Source organism: Pseudomonas sp. CGJS7, assembly GCF_036961695.1.
Genome location: NZ_JBAMDI010000110.1, coordinates 21,040 through 37,477, shown reverse-complemented (window position 1 = coordinate 37,477; position 16,438 = coordinate 21,040). Strand labels below are relative to the sequence as shown.

19 protein-coding genes are annotated in these 16,438 nt (G+C 62.9%); 5 read left to right on the top strand and 14 right to left on the bottom strand.

From position 1 onward, the window contains the following. Positions 1-96: 96 nt before the first annotated feature. Complete coding sequence (locus tag V7787_RS40585; protein ID WP_010951586.1) at positions 97-534, top strand: CBS domain-containing protein; 438 nt, start codon at positions 97-99, stop codon at positions 532-534. Positions 535-540: 6 nt separating this feature from the next. Here the strand turns inward: V7787_RS40585 and V7787_RS40580 are convergent, their stop codons facing one another. The 3 genes from V7787_RS40580 to V7787_RS40570 form a co-directional block, all read right to left on the bottom strand. After that, entirely contained in the window at positions 541-1,179 is a 639-nt protein-coding gene (locus tag V7787_RS40580) for a hypothetical protein (protein ID WP_003255871.1), read from the bottom strand. Between the two features lie 69 nt (positions 1,180-1,248). Continuing rightward, entirely contained in the window at positions 1,249-1,491 is a 243-nt protein-coding gene (locus tag V7787_RS40575; RefSeq protein WP_020190423.1) for a DUF2789 domain-containing protein, read from the bottom strand. Between the two features lie 61 nt (positions 1,492-1,552). Further along, positions 1,553-2,011 (bottom strand): aminoacyl-tRNA deacylase, encoded by a 459-nt coding sequence (locus tag V7787_RS40570; RefSeq protein ID WP_003255874.1) that lies wholly within the window; start codon positions 2,009-2,011, stop codon positions 1,553-1,555. Positions 2,012-2,109: 98 nt separating this feature from the next. Here V7787_RS40570 and V7787_RS40565 point away from each other — a divergent pair, with 98 nt between their 5' ends. Together V7787_RS40565 and V7787_RS40560 are read left to right on the top strand one after the other, a co-directional pair. Beyond that, positions 2,110-3,456, top strand: coding sequence for an NfeD family protein (locus V7787_RS40565; protein ID WP_064491758.1), 1,347 nt, complete (start codon positions 2,110-2,112; stop codon positions 3,454-3,456). 2 nt (positions 3,457-3,458) lie between these two features. After that, on the top strand, positions 3,459-4,211 hold the full coding sequence (locus V7787_RS40560) for a slipin family protein (protein WP_064491757.1): 753 nt from the start codon (positions 3,459-3,461) through the stop codon (positions 4,209-4,211). Between the two features lie 48 nt (positions 4,212-4,259). Here V7787_RS40560 and V7787_RS40555 read toward each other — a convergent pair whose 3' ends face one another. The 3 genes from V7787_RS40555 to V7787_RS40545 form a co-directional block, all read right to left on the bottom strand. Continuing rightward, positions 4,260-4,892, bottom strand: coding sequence for a LysE family transporter (locus tag V7787_RS40555; RefSeq protein WP_010951582.1), 633 nt, complete (start codon positions 4,890-4,892; stop codon positions 4,260-4,262). Between the two features lie 198 nt (positions 4,893-5,090). Continuing rightward, a complete protein-coding gene (locus V7787_RS40550; protein ID WP_010951581.1) occupies positions 5,091-5,678 on the bottom strand; it encodes a mechanosensitive ion channel family protein in 588 nt (195 codons plus the stop codon). After that, on the bottom strand, positions 5,678-7,588 hold the full coding sequence (locus V7787_RS40545) for an ATP-binding cassette domain-containing protein (protein ID WP_064491756.1): 1,911 nt from the start codon (positions 7,586-7,588) through the stop codon (positions 5,678-5,680). Before V7787_RS40545 ends, V7787_RS40550 begins: the two co-directional genes overlap by 1 nt. Before the next feature lie 50 nt (positions 7,589-7,638). Here V7787_RS40545 and V7787_RS40540 point away from each other — a divergent pair, with 50 nt between their 5' ends. Continuing rightward, a complete protein-coding gene (locus V7787_RS40540) occupies positions 7,639-8,118 on the top strand; it encodes a TIGR02444 family protein (RefSeq protein ID WP_064491755.1) in 480 nt (159 codons plus the stop codon). On the opposite strand, the gene V7787_RS40535 is transcribed toward V7787_RS40540, so the two are convergent. Continuing rightward, positions 8,097-9,116, bottom strand: a complete 1,020-nt coding sequence (locus V7787_RS40535; RefSeq protein WP_336093233.1) for an AlgP family protein — start codon at positions 9,114-9,116, stop codon at positions 8,097-8,099. The two genes, V7787_RS40540 and V7787_RS40535, sit on opposite strands and share 22 nt — an antisense overlap. Before the next feature lie 178 nt (positions 9,117-9,294). Between V7787_RS40535 and V7787_RS40530 the strand changes: the two genes are divergently transcribed. After that, complete coding sequence (locus V7787_RS40530; protein WP_049588040.1) at positions 9,295-9,933, top strand: FKBP-type peptidyl-prolyl cis-trans isomerase; 639 nt, start codon at positions 9,295-9,297, stop codon at positions 9,931-9,933. Positions 9,934-9,941: 8 nt separating this feature from the next. Here the strand turns inward: V7787_RS40530 and V7787_RS40525 are convergent, their stop codons facing one another. The 7 genes from V7787_RS40525 to V7787_RS40495 form a co-directional block, all read right to left on the bottom strand. Continuing rightward, positions 9,942-10,412 carry an Rsd/AlgQ family anti-sigma factor gene (locus tag V7787_RS40525; protein ID WP_003255887.1) on the bottom strand — a complete coding sequence of 157 codons (471 nt, stop codon included), beginning with the start codon at positions 10,410-10,412 and terminating at the stop codon, positions 9,942-9,944. Positions 10,413-10,643: 231 nt separating this feature from the next. After that, complete coding sequence (locus V7787_RS40520) at positions 10,644-11,150, bottom strand: disulfide bond formation protein B (RefSeq protein ID WP_010951575.1); 507 nt, start codon at positions 11,148-11,150, stop codon at positions 10,644-10,646. 222 nt (positions 11,151-11,372) lie between these two features. Continuing rightward, positions 11,373-12,611, bottom strand: a complete 1,239-nt coding sequence (locus V7787_RS40515) for a heme biosynthesis protein HemY (RefSeq protein ID WP_014589299.1) — start codon at positions 12,609-12,611, stop codon at positions 11,373-11,375. Continuing rightward, on the bottom strand, positions 12,608-13,708 hold the full coding sequence (locus V7787_RS40510) for a uroporphyrinogen-III C-methyltransferase (RefSeq protein ID WP_198747267.1): 1,101 nt from the start codon (positions 13,706-13,708) through the stop codon (positions 12,608-12,610). Before V7787_RS40510 ends, V7787_RS40515 begins: the two co-directional genes overlap by 4 nt. A 45-nt stretch (positions 13,709-13,753) precedes the next feature. After that, entirely contained in the window at positions 13,754-14,521 is a 768-nt protein-coding gene (locus V7787_RS40505; protein ID WP_064491753.1) for a uroporphyrinogen-III synthase, read from the bottom strand. After that, entirely contained in the window at positions 14,518-15,459 is a 942-nt protein-coding gene (gene hemC / locus V7787_RS40500; RefSeq protein ID WP_104960573.1) for a hydroxymethylbilane synthase, read from the bottom strand. The genes V7787_RS40505 and hemC overlap by 4 nt, the downstream gene beginning before the upstream one ends. Positions 15,460-15,577: 118 nt before the next feature. Next, positions 15,578-16,321 (bottom strand): LytR/AlgR family response regulator transcription factor, encoded by a 744-nt coding sequence (locus V7787_RS40495; protein WP_010951571.1) that lies wholly within the window; start codon positions 16,319-16,321, stop codon positions 15,578-15,580. Between the last annotated feature and the right edge of the window lie 117 nt (positions 16,322-16,438).

The following is a 16,438-nucleotide window of genomic DNA, read 5'->3' as shown; positions in this document are numbered from 1 at the left end:
TCGCCTCCATGCCGTTTCCTGCATTGCCGTGCAGAGCGCCGTACCGGATGCTTTAGTTACTCCGAGACAGTGCTTTTTTCACCCGCAGAGGCCCGTATGAAGACCGTCGAACAAATCCTCAAGACCAAGTCCCAGCACCAGACCGTGTACACCATCGGCCCGGATGACTCGGTGCTCGACGCCCTGAAACTGCTGGCGGAGAAAAACATCGGTGCGCTGCCCGTGGTCGAGGGTGGCCAGGTAGTGGGTATCGTCAGTGAGCGGGACTACGCGCGCAAACTGGTCCTCAAGGGCCGCTCTTCCGCCGCCACGCCGGTACGCGAAATCATGAGCGCACCGGTGGTCACCGTGGAGCCCAAGCAAAAGCTCGATTTCTGCATGAACCTGATGACCGACCGGCACCTGCGTCACCTGCCGGTGGTCGACAACGGCAGATTGCTCGGCCTGCTGTCGATCGGCGACCTGGTCAAGGAAACCATTGACGAACAGGCGAGCCTGATCAAGCAAATGGAGCAGTACATCCGCGGCGAATGAAGCGCCTCAATGGTAGGCGCGCTCCAGCTCGTCCAGCTGATGGTCGAAGCTACGCAAGCGCGCCGACCAGGTGTACACCAGCACTTCCAGATCACGGTTGAGCACTGCCGTATTGCCGTGGCCGCTGTGCGTGGGCTCGCCGAGGTCCAGCTGGTAGCGTTCGCGGGCCATCGCCTGGGCCACGCTGGACAGGTCGCGAGCGTTGGCCAGCCAGTGGTGATGGCGGTCATGGATTTCGCGGTCGAGCACCCGGCACTGGCGCTTCAGCGCATCCAGGCTCTGCTCCAGCGGAGTGCCCCTGAGCTCGCCCATGACCTCTTCGAAGGTGCGCCCCGAATGCCAATAGCTGCCCCAGAAATAACGATCGAAAACCGTCTCGACGCGGCGTAGCGCAACCTTGGTGTTCCAGATGGTCAGCAACGTTCGCCCCTGCACCACTTCGCGCTTGTTCAGGCGCAGCTGCTGCCAGGCGATCCATGTCAGCGCCACCAGTGCAACCGCTACCGTGACTGCGGCAGCGGCGTACAGGAAATGCACGGCCTGGTTCATCTGTTGCGTCTGCCTGATGCCATAGAAGTAACTGGCCGTCAGGGTGCCCAGGATCGTCACGGAACACCAGAAACCTGGTGCGTAGGGATCTTTCATCGCGCTATCCCCTTATTGTTTTCCTGAGCATAGCAACGGCCGATCACTCGTCAGGTGCCGCTCGGCGCTTTATTTTCGGGGGCGGCGCAACGCTTCGTTGAGTTGATCGAAGGGCACGGCCCAATCGGAATCTTCAATGATGCTGTCCTTGAGAAATGCCCGCTGAGAGTCGTTCCAGAACGGCGCATCCACCAGCTTGATTTCGTTCTTCAGCGGGGAATGGCTGGTGATGAACTGATCGATACTCGTGGGATCGTCGGGTAAGCCCAGCTGCTTGAACAGTTCGGCAAAGGGATGGATCGGCGCTTCCATGGTTCCTCCTTAGCGCCAGGCAAGCCGTCCACGACGCCCGCCTGGCATTGGTTTGAAAACATCAGCACAGCTCGCGCACTTCGGCGTGCGGCACCAGTTTCATGTACTGCTCCATGCTCATGTGAATCAGGTGATCGTGGTCACCCGCCTCCAGGTAGACATCGCCTTGGCGGGTAAGACTCGGGTCGAGCAGCATTTTTATCTGGTACGCATCGCCAAGGGCCGGCACGGCACCGCGTTCGCAGTCATTGAACAGGCTCGGCAGACCGCTTTCACGGGTCAGATGCCAGGCCCCGGACATACGCACCTTGGTCATGTCCAGGTGCCGGTTGGCCGGTAGCACGGCCATGATGTAGTTGCCATGACGGTCATCGAGCATCACCGACTTGGCGACCCGCTCGGCGGGCACGCCGGCCGTTCGGGCCGACTCCAGGCTGGTGGCCGAATGTGGGTGGGGAATGATGTCGTAGTCGCAGTTGGCCTTGTCCAGGCGGGCCTGCAGGGTCTTTGCCATACGCATGATGCACCTCCGGTTTCGCCCCCCAATTCTCAATTTTAGGCCGGGTACGGGTGGTCGGGGCTAAACTTGTGAAATACGCGCAAATGAGGTGACGACAGGTGATCGCCCGCTGCTGGCGCTGGCTGTTGCTGCTGTTGTTGCTTGGCATCACGCCAGGTGGCCAGGCAGCGCCCGGCGCGGTGTGGGTGCTGAACATCGACGACGCCATCGGCCCGGCCAGCGCCGACTACCTGGTGCGCAGCCTCAGCCAGGCCCAGGCGCAAGGTGCGCAACTGGTAGTTATCCGCATGGATACCCCGGGCGGGCTGGACAGCGCCATGCGCCAGATGATCAAGGCAATTCTCGCCAGCCCTGTACCGGTCGCCAGCTACGTTGCCCCCAGCGGCGCCCGCGCCGCCAGCGCCGGCACCTATATTCTCTACGCCAGCCATGTCGCGGCTATGGCGCCCGGAACCAATCTGGGAGCTGCCACGCCGGTGCGGATCGGCGGTGCGCCTGGCACGCCCAGTGACGACAAAGCCAAAAGCGGCGACGATGAAACCCTCGCACGCAAACAGGTCAACGACGCCGCCGCCTACATCCGTGGCCTGGCGCAGATGCGCGGCCGCAACGCCGACTGGGCGGAGAAGGCCGTGCGCGAGGCCGTCAGCCTGTCCGCCAGCGAGGCCTTGCGGCTGAACGTGATCGATCAGGTGGCCGATGACCTGCCTGACCTGCTGCGCAAGCTCGACGGCAAAACGCTCCAGGTGGCCGGCCAGCCACGCCAGTTGCAGACCGCAGGTGCCAGCGTGGTCGAGCACCTGCCGGACTGGCGCACCAGGGTTCTGGCGGTCATCACCAACCCCAGCGTAGCGCTGATCCTAATCATGATCGGCGTTTACGGCCTGTTGTTCGAATTCATGAACCCAGGTTCTGCGGTGGGCGGTGTGGTCGGTGGTATCTGCCTGCTGCTGGCGCTGTATGCGCTGCAGCTGTTGCCGGTGAGTTTCGCCGGGGTGGCGCTGATCCTGCTTGGCATCACCTTCATGATCGCCGAAGCCTTCTTGCCCAGTTTCGGCGTGGTCGGCTTCGGCGGCATCGTTGCCTTTGTGGTCGGCGCATTGATCCTGATCGACACCGACGCCCCCGGTTTCGGCATCCCCCTGGCCTTGATCGGCACCTTGGCGCTGCTCTCGGCACTCCTGATCGGTGGCGTGCTGGGCATGGCTCTCAAGGCCCGGCAACGGGCGCTGGTCAGTGGCGACGCCGGCCTGGTCGGCAGCCTGGTCACCGTCACCCAGGTGATGGCAAGCGACCCCTTCTGTGGTGTCGTGCTGGCTCAGGGCGAGCAATGGCAGGTGCAGTGCGCAACGCCGCTGCAAACTGGCCAGAACGTACGGGTGACCGCGCGCCATGGCGTGATGCTGGAAGTGAGCGCCGCCGCCCCAGCGACGCAAGGAGAATGAGCATGTTCATGCAAGTCGGTTTCGGCGCCGTTCTGATCGTGCTGGCCATGCTGGTGCTGTCGGCGTTTCGCATCCTGCGCGAATACGAGCGAGGCGTGGTGTTCCAGCTGGGGCGCTTCTGGCAGGTCAAAGGGCCGGGGCTGATCCTGTTGATCCCGGTGATCCAGCAGATGGTACGGGTCGACCTGCGTACAGTGGTACTGGATGTACCGCCGCAGGATGTGATCACCCGCGACAACGTTTCGGTCAAGGTCAACGCAGTGTTGTACTTTCGCGTGCTCGACCCGCAGAAAGCGATCATTCAGGTCGAGGATTTTCTGGTGGCGACCAGCCAGCTGGCCCAGACGACCCTGCGCGCGGTGCTGGGCAAGCACGAACTGGATGAGCTGTTGGCAGAACGCGAGCAACTGAACATGGACATCCGCCAGGTGCTGGACGCGCAGACGGATGCCTGGGGCATCAAGGTGGCCAACGTCGAGATCAAGCACGTTGACCTGAACGAGTCAATGGTACGCGCCATCGCCCGCCAGGCCGAGGCCGAGCGCGAACGTCGGGCCAAGGTGATTCATGCCGAGGGTGAACTGCAGGCGTCGGAGAAACTGATGCAAGCCGCGCAAATGCTGAGCAAGGAACCGGGGGCGATGCAGTTGCGCTATATGCAGACGCTGGGGACGATTGCCGGGGACAAGAGCTCGACCATCGTCTTCCCGCTGCCGATAGATCTGCTGAAGGGGTTGGTAGACAAGGAGAAATAGTGATGGGCCATTCGCGGGCTTGCCCGCGAATGGCCTGTATGCGGTCTGTCAGACCGGCGCGCGGCGCAAGGTCGCCAGGAATGTGGCTGCACCAATGAACAACCCGGCAAAGGTGCGGTTCAAACGCTTCTGCTGTTTCGGCGTGCGCAGCATGCGCAACACATGCGAAGCCAACCCGGTGTATCCCGCCATCACCAGCAGGTCGACCGTGACCATGGTCACGGTGATCGCCACATATTGCGGCAGCAGCGGCGCATGGGGATTGAGGAACTGCGGCAGCACCGCCAGCATGAACACCAGCGCCTTGGGGTTGCTGATGTTGACCAGGAAACCACGGAACACCAGGCTCAGCGGCTTGCCGATCGGGCGCACGCCTGATTCATCGCTCATGTCCATCGGCAGGGCACGCCACTGCTTGTAGGCCAGGTACACAAGGTAGCCGACGCCAAACCACTTGATGACCTGGAACGCCGTGGCCGAGGCAGCCAGGACGGCACCGACGCCGGCGGCGATGATGGCGATCTGCATGATCAGGCCCAGCTGCAGGCCCAGAGCGTTCCAGTAACCACGCCAGAAGCCGTATTGCAGGCCGCTGGACATCGAGGCAATCGCCCCGGCACCGGGTGAAAGGCTGATCACCCAGCAGGCGGCAAAAAAGCCTAACCATACTTCCATCGACATCACACACCTCGCTCGAACATTTGTTGCAAAACGTTAAGCTAAGGTTTTGGCGAAAAAATAACCAGTGATTTCTGATGGATTTGTGTGGCCTGACCTGGCCTCTTCGCGGGCACGCCCGCTCCCACACCTACAATGCATTTTCAGACGCTGTGGAATACCTGTGGGAGCGGGCGTGCCCGCGAAGGGGCCAGAACAGGCTCAGTCCGCTTCGGCAGCGGTTTCTTTGTGCAGGGCCTGTACCTCGGCCCCGCGCCAGCGCCGCACGGACTTCTGGAAGAACTGACTATTGGGCACCTGCACCAGCGCCCCGCCCGCTTCGGGCACTTCCAGCAGGGTGGTGAACAGCAGGTTAATGGCGATCACCCGGCCTTTGACGCCAGGCTTGTCGAGGGTGTCGACCAGCTCGACCACATCGCCGATGCGAAACGGCCCGACCGTGAAGATCAACACTGCGCACAACAGGTTGGACAGCACGCTCCACATGGCGAAGAAGGCCACCGCCGCTACCGCTACGAAGCCGGAAAGTGCTGTCCACAACACAGTTGCCGAAACACCCATGCGCTCCAGCACGAACAGCAGCGCGCTGCCCATGATCAGCCAGCGCAGGCCACCGCGCACGGGCACCAGCAGCTCCGGCGGTAACGGGTAACGCTGGCCCAGGCGGCTCAGCCCGCGAGCGACGATACGTTGCAGGATGAACGCCGCTGCCAGGATCAAGAGGATCTGCAAACCCAGCCAGAAGGTGTCCATCCATTGCCCTGGCAGCAGCGAACGCAGTTCCTCCATCAGGACAACGCCTCGAGTTCGGCCTGCATGCTTTCTAGGGTTTCCAGCGCTTCCATCCAGGCCTCTTCCAGCTCGCCTTCGCGTTGCTTGAGCTTGGTCTGGCGGGCCAGCAGGTCGCGCAACTCATCCTTGCGCGCCGTATCGTAAAGGCCACCATCACCCAGCGCGGTCTCGATCTCGGCCAATTGCGCGTGCACCTGGTTGAGCTCGGTTTCCAGCTTGTCGGCAGCCTTCTTGTGCGGTGCCAACTGCTGACGCAAGGCTGCGGCAGCCTGGCGCTGGGCTTTCTTGTCGGTCTTGTCCGGGTTGGCCGGTGCAGTACTGGCCGGCGCACTGCGCTGGCGGTACTCGACCAGCCAGCGGCTGTAGTCCTCCAGGTCACCGTCGAAGGTGTCGACCTTGCCGTCGGCTACCAACAGGAAGTCGTCCGTGGTGCTCTTGAGCAAATGACGGTCGTGGGACACCACCACCACTGCACCGGCAAACTCCTGCAAGGCCATGGTCAGCGCCAGACGCATTTCCAGATCGAGGTGGTTGGTCGGTTCGTCGAGCAGCAGCAGGTTTGGCCGCTCCCAGGCAATCAGCGCGAGTGCCAGGCGGGCCTTTTCGCCACCGGAGAAGTTAACCACCGGCTCGTCGCAGCGGGCACCATGGAAATCGAAGCCGCCAAGGAAGTCGCGCAGCGTCTGCTCACGCTCGGTAGGGGCGATACGCTGCAGGTGCAGCAGCGGGCTGGCCTTGTCGTCCAGCGAGTCCAGCTGGTGCTGGGCAAAGTAGCCTACAGCCAGGTTCTCGCCACGAACCAGGCGGCCCGACAACGGCTCCAGCTCACCTGCAAGGTTCTTGATCAGGGTCGACTTGCCGGCGCCGTTGGGCCCAAGCAGACCAATACGAGCGCCTGGGGTGAGCTGCAGCTTGACCTTGTCGAGGATGGCCTTGTCGCCATAACCCAGGCGACCTTCGGAAAGGCTCAGCAACGGGCTGGAAATTTTCTGCGATTCACGGAAGACAAAGTCGAACGGTGAATCGACATGCGCCGCCGACAGCTCTTCCATGCGCTCCAGGGCCTTGATCCGGCTTTGCGCCTGACGGGCCTTGGTGGCTTGCGCCTTGAAGCGGGCAATGTACTTTTCCATGTGCGCGCGCTGCGCCTGCTGCTTCTCGTAGGCCTGCTGCTGCTGCGCCAGGCGCTCGGCACGGGTGCGCTCAAAGGCGGTGTAGCCGCCTTTGTACAAGTTGAGCTTGCGCTGCTCGACGTGCAGCACATGGTCGACCACGGCATCGAGGAAGTCACGGTCGTGGGAGATCAGCAACAATGTGCCGGGGTAGCCCTTGAGCCAGTCTTCCAGCCACAGGATAGCGTCGAGGTCGAGGTGGTTGGTGGGCTCGTCGAGCAGCAACAGGTCGGACGGGCACATCAGTGCCTGGGCCAGGTTCAGGCGCATCCGCCAGCCACCAGAGAAATCGCCGACACGGCGGTCCATCTGTTCGTTGGTGAAGCCCAGCCCAGCCAGCAACTTGCGCGCACGGGCGTCGGCGGTATAGCCGTCGGCACTTTCCAGCTCACTGTGCAGACGCGCCAGGGCGGTGCCGTCATGGGCCTGCTCGGCCGCGGCCAGTTCGGCCTGGACCTTGCGCAGGCGCACGTCGCCATCAAGCACATAGTCCACAGCCAGGCGGTCGAGGGTGTCGACCTCTTGGCGCATGTGGGCGATGCGCCAGTCGCCGGGCAGTTGGCAGTCACCGGCATCGGGCGACAGCTCACCGCGCAGCAAGGCGAACAGGCTGGATTTTCCGGCACCGTTGGCGCCGATCAGGCCGGCCTTGTGACCGGCGTGCAGGGTCATCTCGGCGCCTTCTAGCAAGCGCTGCGGACCACGCTGTAAAGTGAGGTTGGATAGTCTGATCATGATGGTCGCGGAGTCTACCAGCTTCCTCGGCCCATAGCGCGAGTGGAACCATGCACACCGACCTGTGGAATTACGCCCTGGCCCTGTATGCCAGGCCCGGCGTGGAAGCCGCCTGCCTTGAACTGCAGGCACTGGGTGGCGATGTCTGCCTGCTGCTGTGCGCTACCTGGCTGCAAGCACGTGGTGTGGCTGTACTGGGCGAACGTGCGCAAGCACTGCAAGAACTTGCCGAGCCTTGGCAGCGTGACGTGGTCGCCCCGCTGCGCAGCCTGCGCCAGCAATGGCGAACCCCAGCATCGGGTGATGCACAATTGGCCGCATTGCGTGAACAGGTGAAGGGGTTGGAGTTGCAGGCAGAAAAAGCCTTGCTGGAGCGCTTGCAGGAACGCTCGCAACAGTGGCCCGTGGGCTCCCATGAGCCCGCGGACGACTGGCTGGCCCGGCTGGCACCGGACCAGGCTCTGCATCACGACGCGCTAGTTCAGTTGCGCGTCGCAGCGGCTGCGCTTCAGGACGCCGAAGGTGCCTGAGACGGCGTGCTCACAGGTGCCGACGGTGCTGCAGCAGCCGGGCTCACCGAGTTGGTTGCGGCGGCCGGTGTAGCGGGTTTGGCTTCAGCAGGTTTGGCGGCGGGTTTGGCGGCCGTGCGTGCTGGTGCCTTGGCGGCAGCTGGTTTTGCGGCCGGCTTGGCAGCAGGGGCTTTGGCAGCTGGCTTGGCCGCAGGTTTGGCTGCCGCAGTCGCCTTGGCAGCCGGTTTGGCCGCAGCGGTCGCCCTGGCAGCCGGTTTGGCCGCAGGCTTGGCGGCAGCGGTCGCCTTGGCAGCTGGTTTGGCCGCAGGCTTGGCGGCAGCGGTCGCCTTGGCAGCCGGTTTGGCCGCAGGCTTGGCGGCAGCGGTCGCCTTGGCAGCTGGTTTGGCCGCAGGCTTGGCGGCAGCGGTCGCCTTGGCAGCCGGTTTGGCCGCAGGCTTGGCGGCAGCAGTCGTCTTGGCAGCTGGTTTGGCCGCAGGCTTGGCGGCAGCGGTCGCCCTGGCAGCTGGTTTGGCCGCAGGCTTGGCGGCAGCGGTCGCCCTGGCAGCTGGTTTGGCCGCAGGCTTGGCAGCAGCGGTTGCCTTGGCAGCCGGTTTGGCCGCACGTTGATCAAGGGCCTTGCCTGCAGCTTCGCGTACTTTACCTACACCCTGAGCCAGCTTGAGGCTGTCCTGAGCATCGCGTTTGAGTTGCTGAATGTAAGAGCGCGTCTGGGTTTGACGTTCCTTGAGAGACTCGAGCAGTTCTTCAAGTTCACCGATGGCTTTTTGCGCCTTGCTTTGCGCCTTGGCTTTACCTGCCTTGGCCGCGTCTTGCAGTTTCAGGCGACCGTTGTGCAGTTTTTCCTGCGCCTTGCCACGCTGCTTTTCCAACTTCGCCAGCAGTTTTTCCGCATCAGCCAGCGCTTGCGAGCAGGCCTCTTCCAAGTGTTCGAGCAAGCTGCCCGAAAGTTGCTGGAGCAGGTGTAACGGCGTACTTACTGGCTTCTTTTTGGCCGACATGGTTTACCTCCTGGCTGACGAGATTGCGGCTCATACTATGCTTCTGCTGCTACCGCCGCTAGGGCATGTTGACCGTAATGTTTACGCCGCGTTGCATGCCTGGGCAAAGTTGTTATCTTGCAGCTGCGTGAAAGTGTAGTTGCTGAATTAATCATTGCTGGTATTTGGGAGTCAGGCGTTGCCTCGATATCTTGTTTTGGGTTTATGCCTGATGGCACCCCTCGCCTTGGCCGACAACGACGACCACGATTTGGCCTACAGCCTGGGTGCCAGCCTGGGTGAACGCCTGCGCCAGGAGATGCCAGGCTTGCAGCTGGATGCACTGGTCGAAGGCCTGAAGCAGTCCTATCAGGGGCAACCCCTGAAACTCGACAAGGCACGCATGCAGGCAGTGCTGCAGCAGCATGAAGCCCAGGAAGGTGACGCCGCTGCGCAAAAGCTGCAGGCCGCCGAAACGCGTTTCATGGCTAATGAACGTGGGCGTTATGGGGTGCACGAACTAACGGAAGGTGTGCTGTACAGCGAATTGCAGGCAGGCACGGGTGCACAGCCAAAAGCGGGCGGCAAAGTGCAAGTGCGCTATGTGGGCAGATTGCCGGACGGCTCAATATTCGACCAGAACCAGACCCCCCAATGGTTCAACCTGGATTCGGTTATCGAAGGCTGGCAGGTCGCCTTGCCGAAAATGCACACCGGCGCCAAATGGCGCCTGGTAATTCCTTCAGCGCAAGCCTATGGCGCCGAGGGGGCGGGAGACCTGATCGCACCCTACACCCCCTTGGTATTCGAGATTGAACTGCTGGCGGTTGGCGACTGACGCCAACCTCAGGCCTGCACTGCACCCTCTTCCTTGTGTGCGTTGTGCAGCACTTCGATCAGGCAGTCTTCAAGCTCGAAGCGCTCATGCAACAACCCGCCCAATTTGGCCAGCTTCTCGGCAAAGCGTTCGGTGTCCTTGCACTCCCCCTTGGTGCAATGGTCATTGAAGGCCAGTGCGATCTGAGTACTGTCGTTGATCCGTGGGTTGATCTCTTCGGCCAGTTTCAGCGCCTTCTTGTCTCCGAACGCCTTGGCCTCGCTGACCAGTTGCTCGCAGACTTCGAAGTGCCACGCCGAAACGTAGTCGACCAGAAGGGCGCAAAAGTCCCCGTTGGTGTCCTTGTCGGCGAAGGCTGGCCTCACATCGCGCAGGGCGCGAAAAGCCTGCACCAGTTCCTGGCGCTCCTCCAGCCAACGGTCGATCAGCTTGTGAACCCCACCCCAGCGTTCCTGGGCGTTCTGACAACTATCGAGCATGGCGATCTCTTCCCTTCTGGGTAGATGCCGCTGCACCTCGCACCACGACCGCGCAGCACAAAGGTGACATCAGCAGGACGGCATCGAGCAGTTGTTTTTCCGGTATGCGTGCTGGGAGATTATTCCCGCGCGTGCTGCCCTTCAAGGTACGCAGCACACAAAGTTCATACAAGTGTTTAATACCCTGTTACATCACCATTGGTCGCGCTAATGGCACAACCTTGCGCCAGGTCATGTTCTTGCCAAGGTGCGGAAACGATACGCCAGCAGGCAACTCAAGGGCAGCACCGCCAGCAGCAGGAAGGCCAACAGGCTCCATTCCGGCAGTGTCAGATCGAGAAAACTCCAGGCAAGCGAACGGCAATCCGGGCCACCCAGCAGCAGTTGCCGTGCCGCCTCACTCCAGGATTGCTCGAACACTCGCCCGATCGGCACCGGGCATACCTCATTGACCCCCTCAGCCCCCTGCAACCAGACATGCCGTGCTGCCAGCAAAGCGCCGGCCAGCGAGCAGCCCAGGGCCAGCCGAGCATAACGAAGGATGCCCCGAGTGCCCGGCGCCTGCAGCACGGCTGCGAAACACAGGAGCGCGTACCCGCCAAGCAGCAACCGTTGGCTGAGGCACAATGGGCACGGCATCAGCCCCACTGTGTTTTCCAGACGGAAAGACGCAACCAGTACTGCCAGTGCGACCAGGCAGGCAGGAAGAAAAAAGGTGCGCAAACGGGCCGGCAGCATGGGCGGTGAAGGTCCCGGGGAAAAAGTAGTGGCTTGAAACGGTAGAGGAAAGACACGCTTTGTTTCAAGGCACGACAGCAACGACAAGTCACTGAATCGCGTAGGAAATTTCCAGATATGCCGTAGGAGGCGACGGAAGAAATAGACTTCAGATCAAACTGACAGCGAAAGATAAATTACCTGCCCCCAATGCCCGCACCTTTGCGCGGGCCTTGGGGTAGGTCAGGCGCGCACGCCTTCTGGCAAAGGCAGCGCCAGCAGGCGCTCGTCCAGCAGGCCAAGGCCCTCCTGGAACAGCTGGTTGCTGCGCTCGGTCTCGCCCAGCCCCGCGAGCAGGCGGGCCAGCTCAGCACAGGCCTCGGGGTTGCGCTCCATGCGCAGGCTGCTTTCCAGGTAGTCACGCGCCTTGCCCCACAAGCGGTTTTGCAGGCTCAGACGGCCCAGAGTCAGCAGCAGGCTGGCGTCTTGCGGATGAGCCTTGAGCCAACCTTCAGCGGTTTGCAGCTGACGCACCGGGTCATCACCACGCACCAGGCCGTAAAGGCGGGCCAGATGGCTTTCGTAGTCGCGCTTGAGGGCCGTGCGCAGTACTTGTTCGGCCTCGTTCTGGGCACCTACCTGGCGCAGTTGCTCGGCGTACGCCAGCACCAGTTGTGGCTCTTGGCGCTGGGCTGCGGTCAGCTGCTGCCAGGCGCGCTCCAAGGATTGACGTGCACTGAGCGCATCTTCGCCACGGGTGGTCGCCAGGCTCAGGTTCTGACCCCAGGCACGTTGCTCCAGAGCAGCCAGCTCGGCGGCAGGCAGCACTTTACCCTTGCGCAGGTCGGGCAGCAGGCGGATCAGTGCAGACCAGTCGCCGCGCTCCACGTACAGACGTTGCAGCAAGCGCAGCACCTGGCCGTTGTGCGGGTGGCGTTCCTGCATGGCCAGCAGGGTTTCCAGGGCCCCATCGTTTTCGCCACGGTCCATTTGCAACTGGGCATGGGTCAGGGCAATGGCCAGCTCCGCTTGCGGCTGGCGCTCCAGAGCACGCTCCAGCAGGTTGTCGCTGTCTTCGGTACGGCCTTGCTCGTTGGCAGCACGCGCGGCACCAAGGTAGTACAGCAACGGTTGGCGCTCCGCCTCGGCGGCACGGTGCAAGTGCCGTTGGGCACTGGCCCAGCGGCCTTCGGCAAGATCGAGCTGGCCCTGTTCGATCGCCAGGCGGATACGTCGGCTGCGGTTACGCCGTGACCACGGGTTGACCACACCACTGGAAGTCAGCACCAGGCCGACCAGATAGCGCAGCAACCACAGCAGCAGGACGACCGCCAAAATACCCGCCAAGGCTGCCCACAGCCCCGACTGATAACGGAAGCCACCATAGGAAATCAGTACATAGCCGCTGTGCTTGGCAACCGCGATGCCCAGTGCCGCAGCAACCACGATCGCAAGCACCGCCAACAGGTAGACACGCTTCATGGCTTGCCCCCTTCAGCCTCGGCCGGCAGGTGACGGCGCTGAATATAGGCCTGCACTGCCGCCAGGCTTTCACTAAGGTCAGGGGTAACCACCGACACCGGCTGATCGGCCAAGGCATTGAGGCTGTCGAGCATGGCCTTGCTTTGCGGATTGTCTGCGTTGAAGTTGGCCAGCAGTACGCTGCGGGCGTCGTCCAGCGCCTGCGTGTAAACCTTGGCATCACCATTGAGCGCCGCCCACTGGGCCTGCTCGATAGTCAGGCTCAGGGCCAGACGCAGCTGGTTCAGTTGCTGCCCGGCCAGCAACGGACGCACGTTTTCATCGGCATTGAAGTCGATCTGGAAGTACTTGGATATTTCTGCCCACCACTGCGACAGCCTGCTGGCACCATCACCGTCGGCGGTCAGGGCGCCAAGCGCATCGGCGTTACTGTCGAACTCGGGGGACTGGGCGCTCAGCTGCTGTACCAGCTCACGCTGCGCAGCCAGTTTCAAGAACAGGCCAGTACGGTCCGGTTGCTGAGTGCTGTTGAGCGTGGCCAGGCTGCGGGCCAGTTGCTCGCGGGCGGCGAAGGCACCCGGGTCGCTCTGCTCGCGCAGGATCTCGTCGGCGCCTTCGACCAGGGCTTTGGCACTGGTGATGTCCTGCAACGCCGAAAGGCGCAGGGTAGCCAGCCGCAGGAGGTGCTCGGCTTCGGCCAGGCGCCACTCTTTGCGGCTTTCTCCCAGCACGGTTTCCAGGCGCTGGCTGAGACGCTGCTGGTCGCCCTGCAACTGGGCTACCAAACGCCGGCGGTCTTCCAGCTCGCTGGCGGCTGGCAGACTGGCCAGTTGCGCACTGATCTGCTGTTCACGTTGCTGCAGCGCCTCGGCGCGCTGGCTCAGCGCCTCGATGTGCTGGCCCTGGTTGAACTCACTGCCCTGCAGTTGACGCACCTGCCAGACACCCCAGCCACCTACCGCCACCCCGGCCGCACCAAGCAGCAAGGCCAGCGCTGCCAGGCCACTGCCGGAGCGCTTGGCAGGTGGGGTGGTAACGGGTTCCGCAGGCGCCTGCGCCGACGGTTTATCGTTATTGGACAAGACAGTCTCGCTCACGTATCCATCCTTTGCATGGGGGCGCACCGCATTCAGCTTAGCGCCTTAAGAGGCAGGTGCAGCGCTACGCTGCACGGCTGCCAGCAAGGCCGTGGCACTGGCGCCACGGCAATCCACAACCTGTTGGGCCCCAGCGGCCTTGGCCTGCTCGGCGACCCGCGGGCTGGGCACGAACAGCGGCAACTGGGCCAACCGCAGCCAATCGGCACCGGCCATCTGCTGCAAATGTTCAAAACCCTGCCCACTGCTGACCACCAGGCCATTGAGGCGTTCCGCTTCAATGCGGCGCATCAGCGTACCCGCCGGGTAGGCCGGCAGGCAGCGACGATACAGTTCCAGATATTCGACACTAGCACCTTGCTCTGCAAGACGCTCTGCCAGCAGTTCGCGACCTCCGACGCCGCGAACGATCAAGACACGCGGTGCCGGCTCGGTAAGTGCCTGGCGCAGGGCCGGCAGTGCCAGCAAGGCTTCGCTGTCATCGCCACGCGGCGGAAAGCAAACCTTCAGCCCAGCACCCTGCAGCACCCCGGCGGTTGCCTCACCCACGGTGAACCAGCCTCGCTGCGGAGGCCGGATGCTGGCCTCGGCCAGATGCTCAAGCAACAGCCGGGCGGCCGGCTTGCTGACCACAATGATCGCCTGGAAGTCATGCAAGCCTTCCAGCGACAGCCGCTGTGGTGCTTCCACGGTAATGGGTTCAATCTCCAGCAGGGGCAGGCAACTGCTGCCCACTCCCGCTGCCGCCAGGCTTTGCGCCAGCGCCGCGCAGTCCTCGGCAGGCCGGGTCAGCAACAGGCGCCATTGGCTCACGGGTGACCGGCCTCGCCGTAGACTTCCTTGAGAATGGCCTCGGCGCCCTGCCCCAGCAGGTCTTCGGCCACCTGTACGCCCAGGGCCTCGGCAGCGGCACGGGGTGCACGGGCATCGGCCACCAGCAAGGTCCCGCCGCTAGGCTGGCCGACCAGGCCACGCAGCCACAGCTGGTCACCTTCAAGAACCGCGTAGCAGGCGATCGGCACTTGGCAGCCACCATTCAGGCGTTTGTTCAGCGCGCGCTCGGCGATCACCCGGTCAGCGGTGTCGACATGGTGCAGTGGCGCCAGCAGTGCATGGATCTCATCGTCGGCACTGCGGCACTCGATGCCCACCGCGCCCTGACCACCTGCCGGCAGGCTGTCATCGACGCTGATGGTGGAGGTGATGCGGTCTTCGAAGCCCAGACGGATCAGGCCCGCGGCGGCGAGGATGATGGCGTCGTACTCGCCGGCATCCAGCTTCGCCAGGCGGGTGTTGACGTTGCCGCGCAGAAAACGGATTTGCAGGTCCGGGCGGCGCGCCAGCAACTGGGCCTGACGGCGCAGGCTTGAGGTGCCGACGATACTGCCGGCGGGCAGCGCTTCGAGGCTGTCAAAGGTATTGGAAACGAAGGCATCACGCGGGTCTTCACGCTCGCAGATGCAGTAAAGGCCCAGGCCCTCGGGGAAGTCCATGGGCACGTCCTTCATCGAATGCACGGCGATGTCGGCTTCGTTGTCCAGCAGCGCGGTTTCCAGTTCCTTGACGAACAGCCCCTTGCCGCCAATTTTTGCCAGCGGCGCGTCGAGCAACTTGTCACCGCGGCTGACCATGGGTACCAGGGTCACCTGCAGACCGGTGTGGGCCTGCTCGAGGCGGGCCTTGACGTATTCGGCCTGCCACAGGGCCAAAGCACTTTTACGGGTGGCAATGCGGATTTCGCGAGTGGACATGAAACGCCCCGATCCAGAGAAATACCGTCGATCATAACAGCATCGCCGGTATCGCTTGCAGATACGGATCAACAGGTCATACGCAGTCAGGTGCAGGTGCGGGCCGAGTCCAAGGGCCTCAGAGGGTCTGCATCATCTTGCGCACACCGGCCACATGGCGACGGCTAACGGTCAAGGCATCGCCGTCCAGGCCTTTCAGGTACAGCTGAAAGTGACCCAGTGGGGTGCGCTGCAAGCGTTCGATGCGCTCGCGGGCGACCAACGCATTGCGGTGGATGCGCACGAAGCGTTCGCCAAATTCGTCTTCCAGGGCTTTGAGTGGCTCGTCAAGCAGCACTTCACCGGCTTCGTGACGCAAGGTCACATACTTGTGGTCGGCAATGAAATAGATCACCTGGGGTAACGGGATCAGTTCGATGCCTTTGCGCGTGCGGGCGCTGATATGGCTGCGTGGGCCGCCGCCTTCATTGGCCGGCCGGGTAAGCGCCGCCAATTGGGCGCGGTTGGGTTTTTCGGCCTTGCGCAAGGCATCGCGCAAGGCGTGGGCCTGGAAGGGCTTGGTCACATGGCTGAGGGTACTGTCCTTGAATGCCTCTGCACCGTATTCATCATCCCCGGAGCAAAACACCACCGCGGGCGGCGCCTCGCGTTCGCACAGGCGAGCGGCAACCTGCAGGCCATCCAGGCCTGGCATGCCGATGTCCAGCAGGACCACATCGGGCTTGAGGCTTTCAATCAGCGCCAAGGCCTCATCGCCGTTGGTGGCGCTGGGCTCCAGCACAGTGTAACCCTCCAGTTCGCCGAGCAGCCGGGTGAGGCGTTCACGGCCTTGGGGTTCGTCATCAACGATCAGGACATTCATAATTGCGCTGGATTCCTGAATGAGTCTCGCACAGGTATAGCGTAGACAGGTGTGGTTCGAGCGACACTGCGGTCACGCTCTAGACCGGTGCGATGGCCAAAGATTCACTCGGCCCGG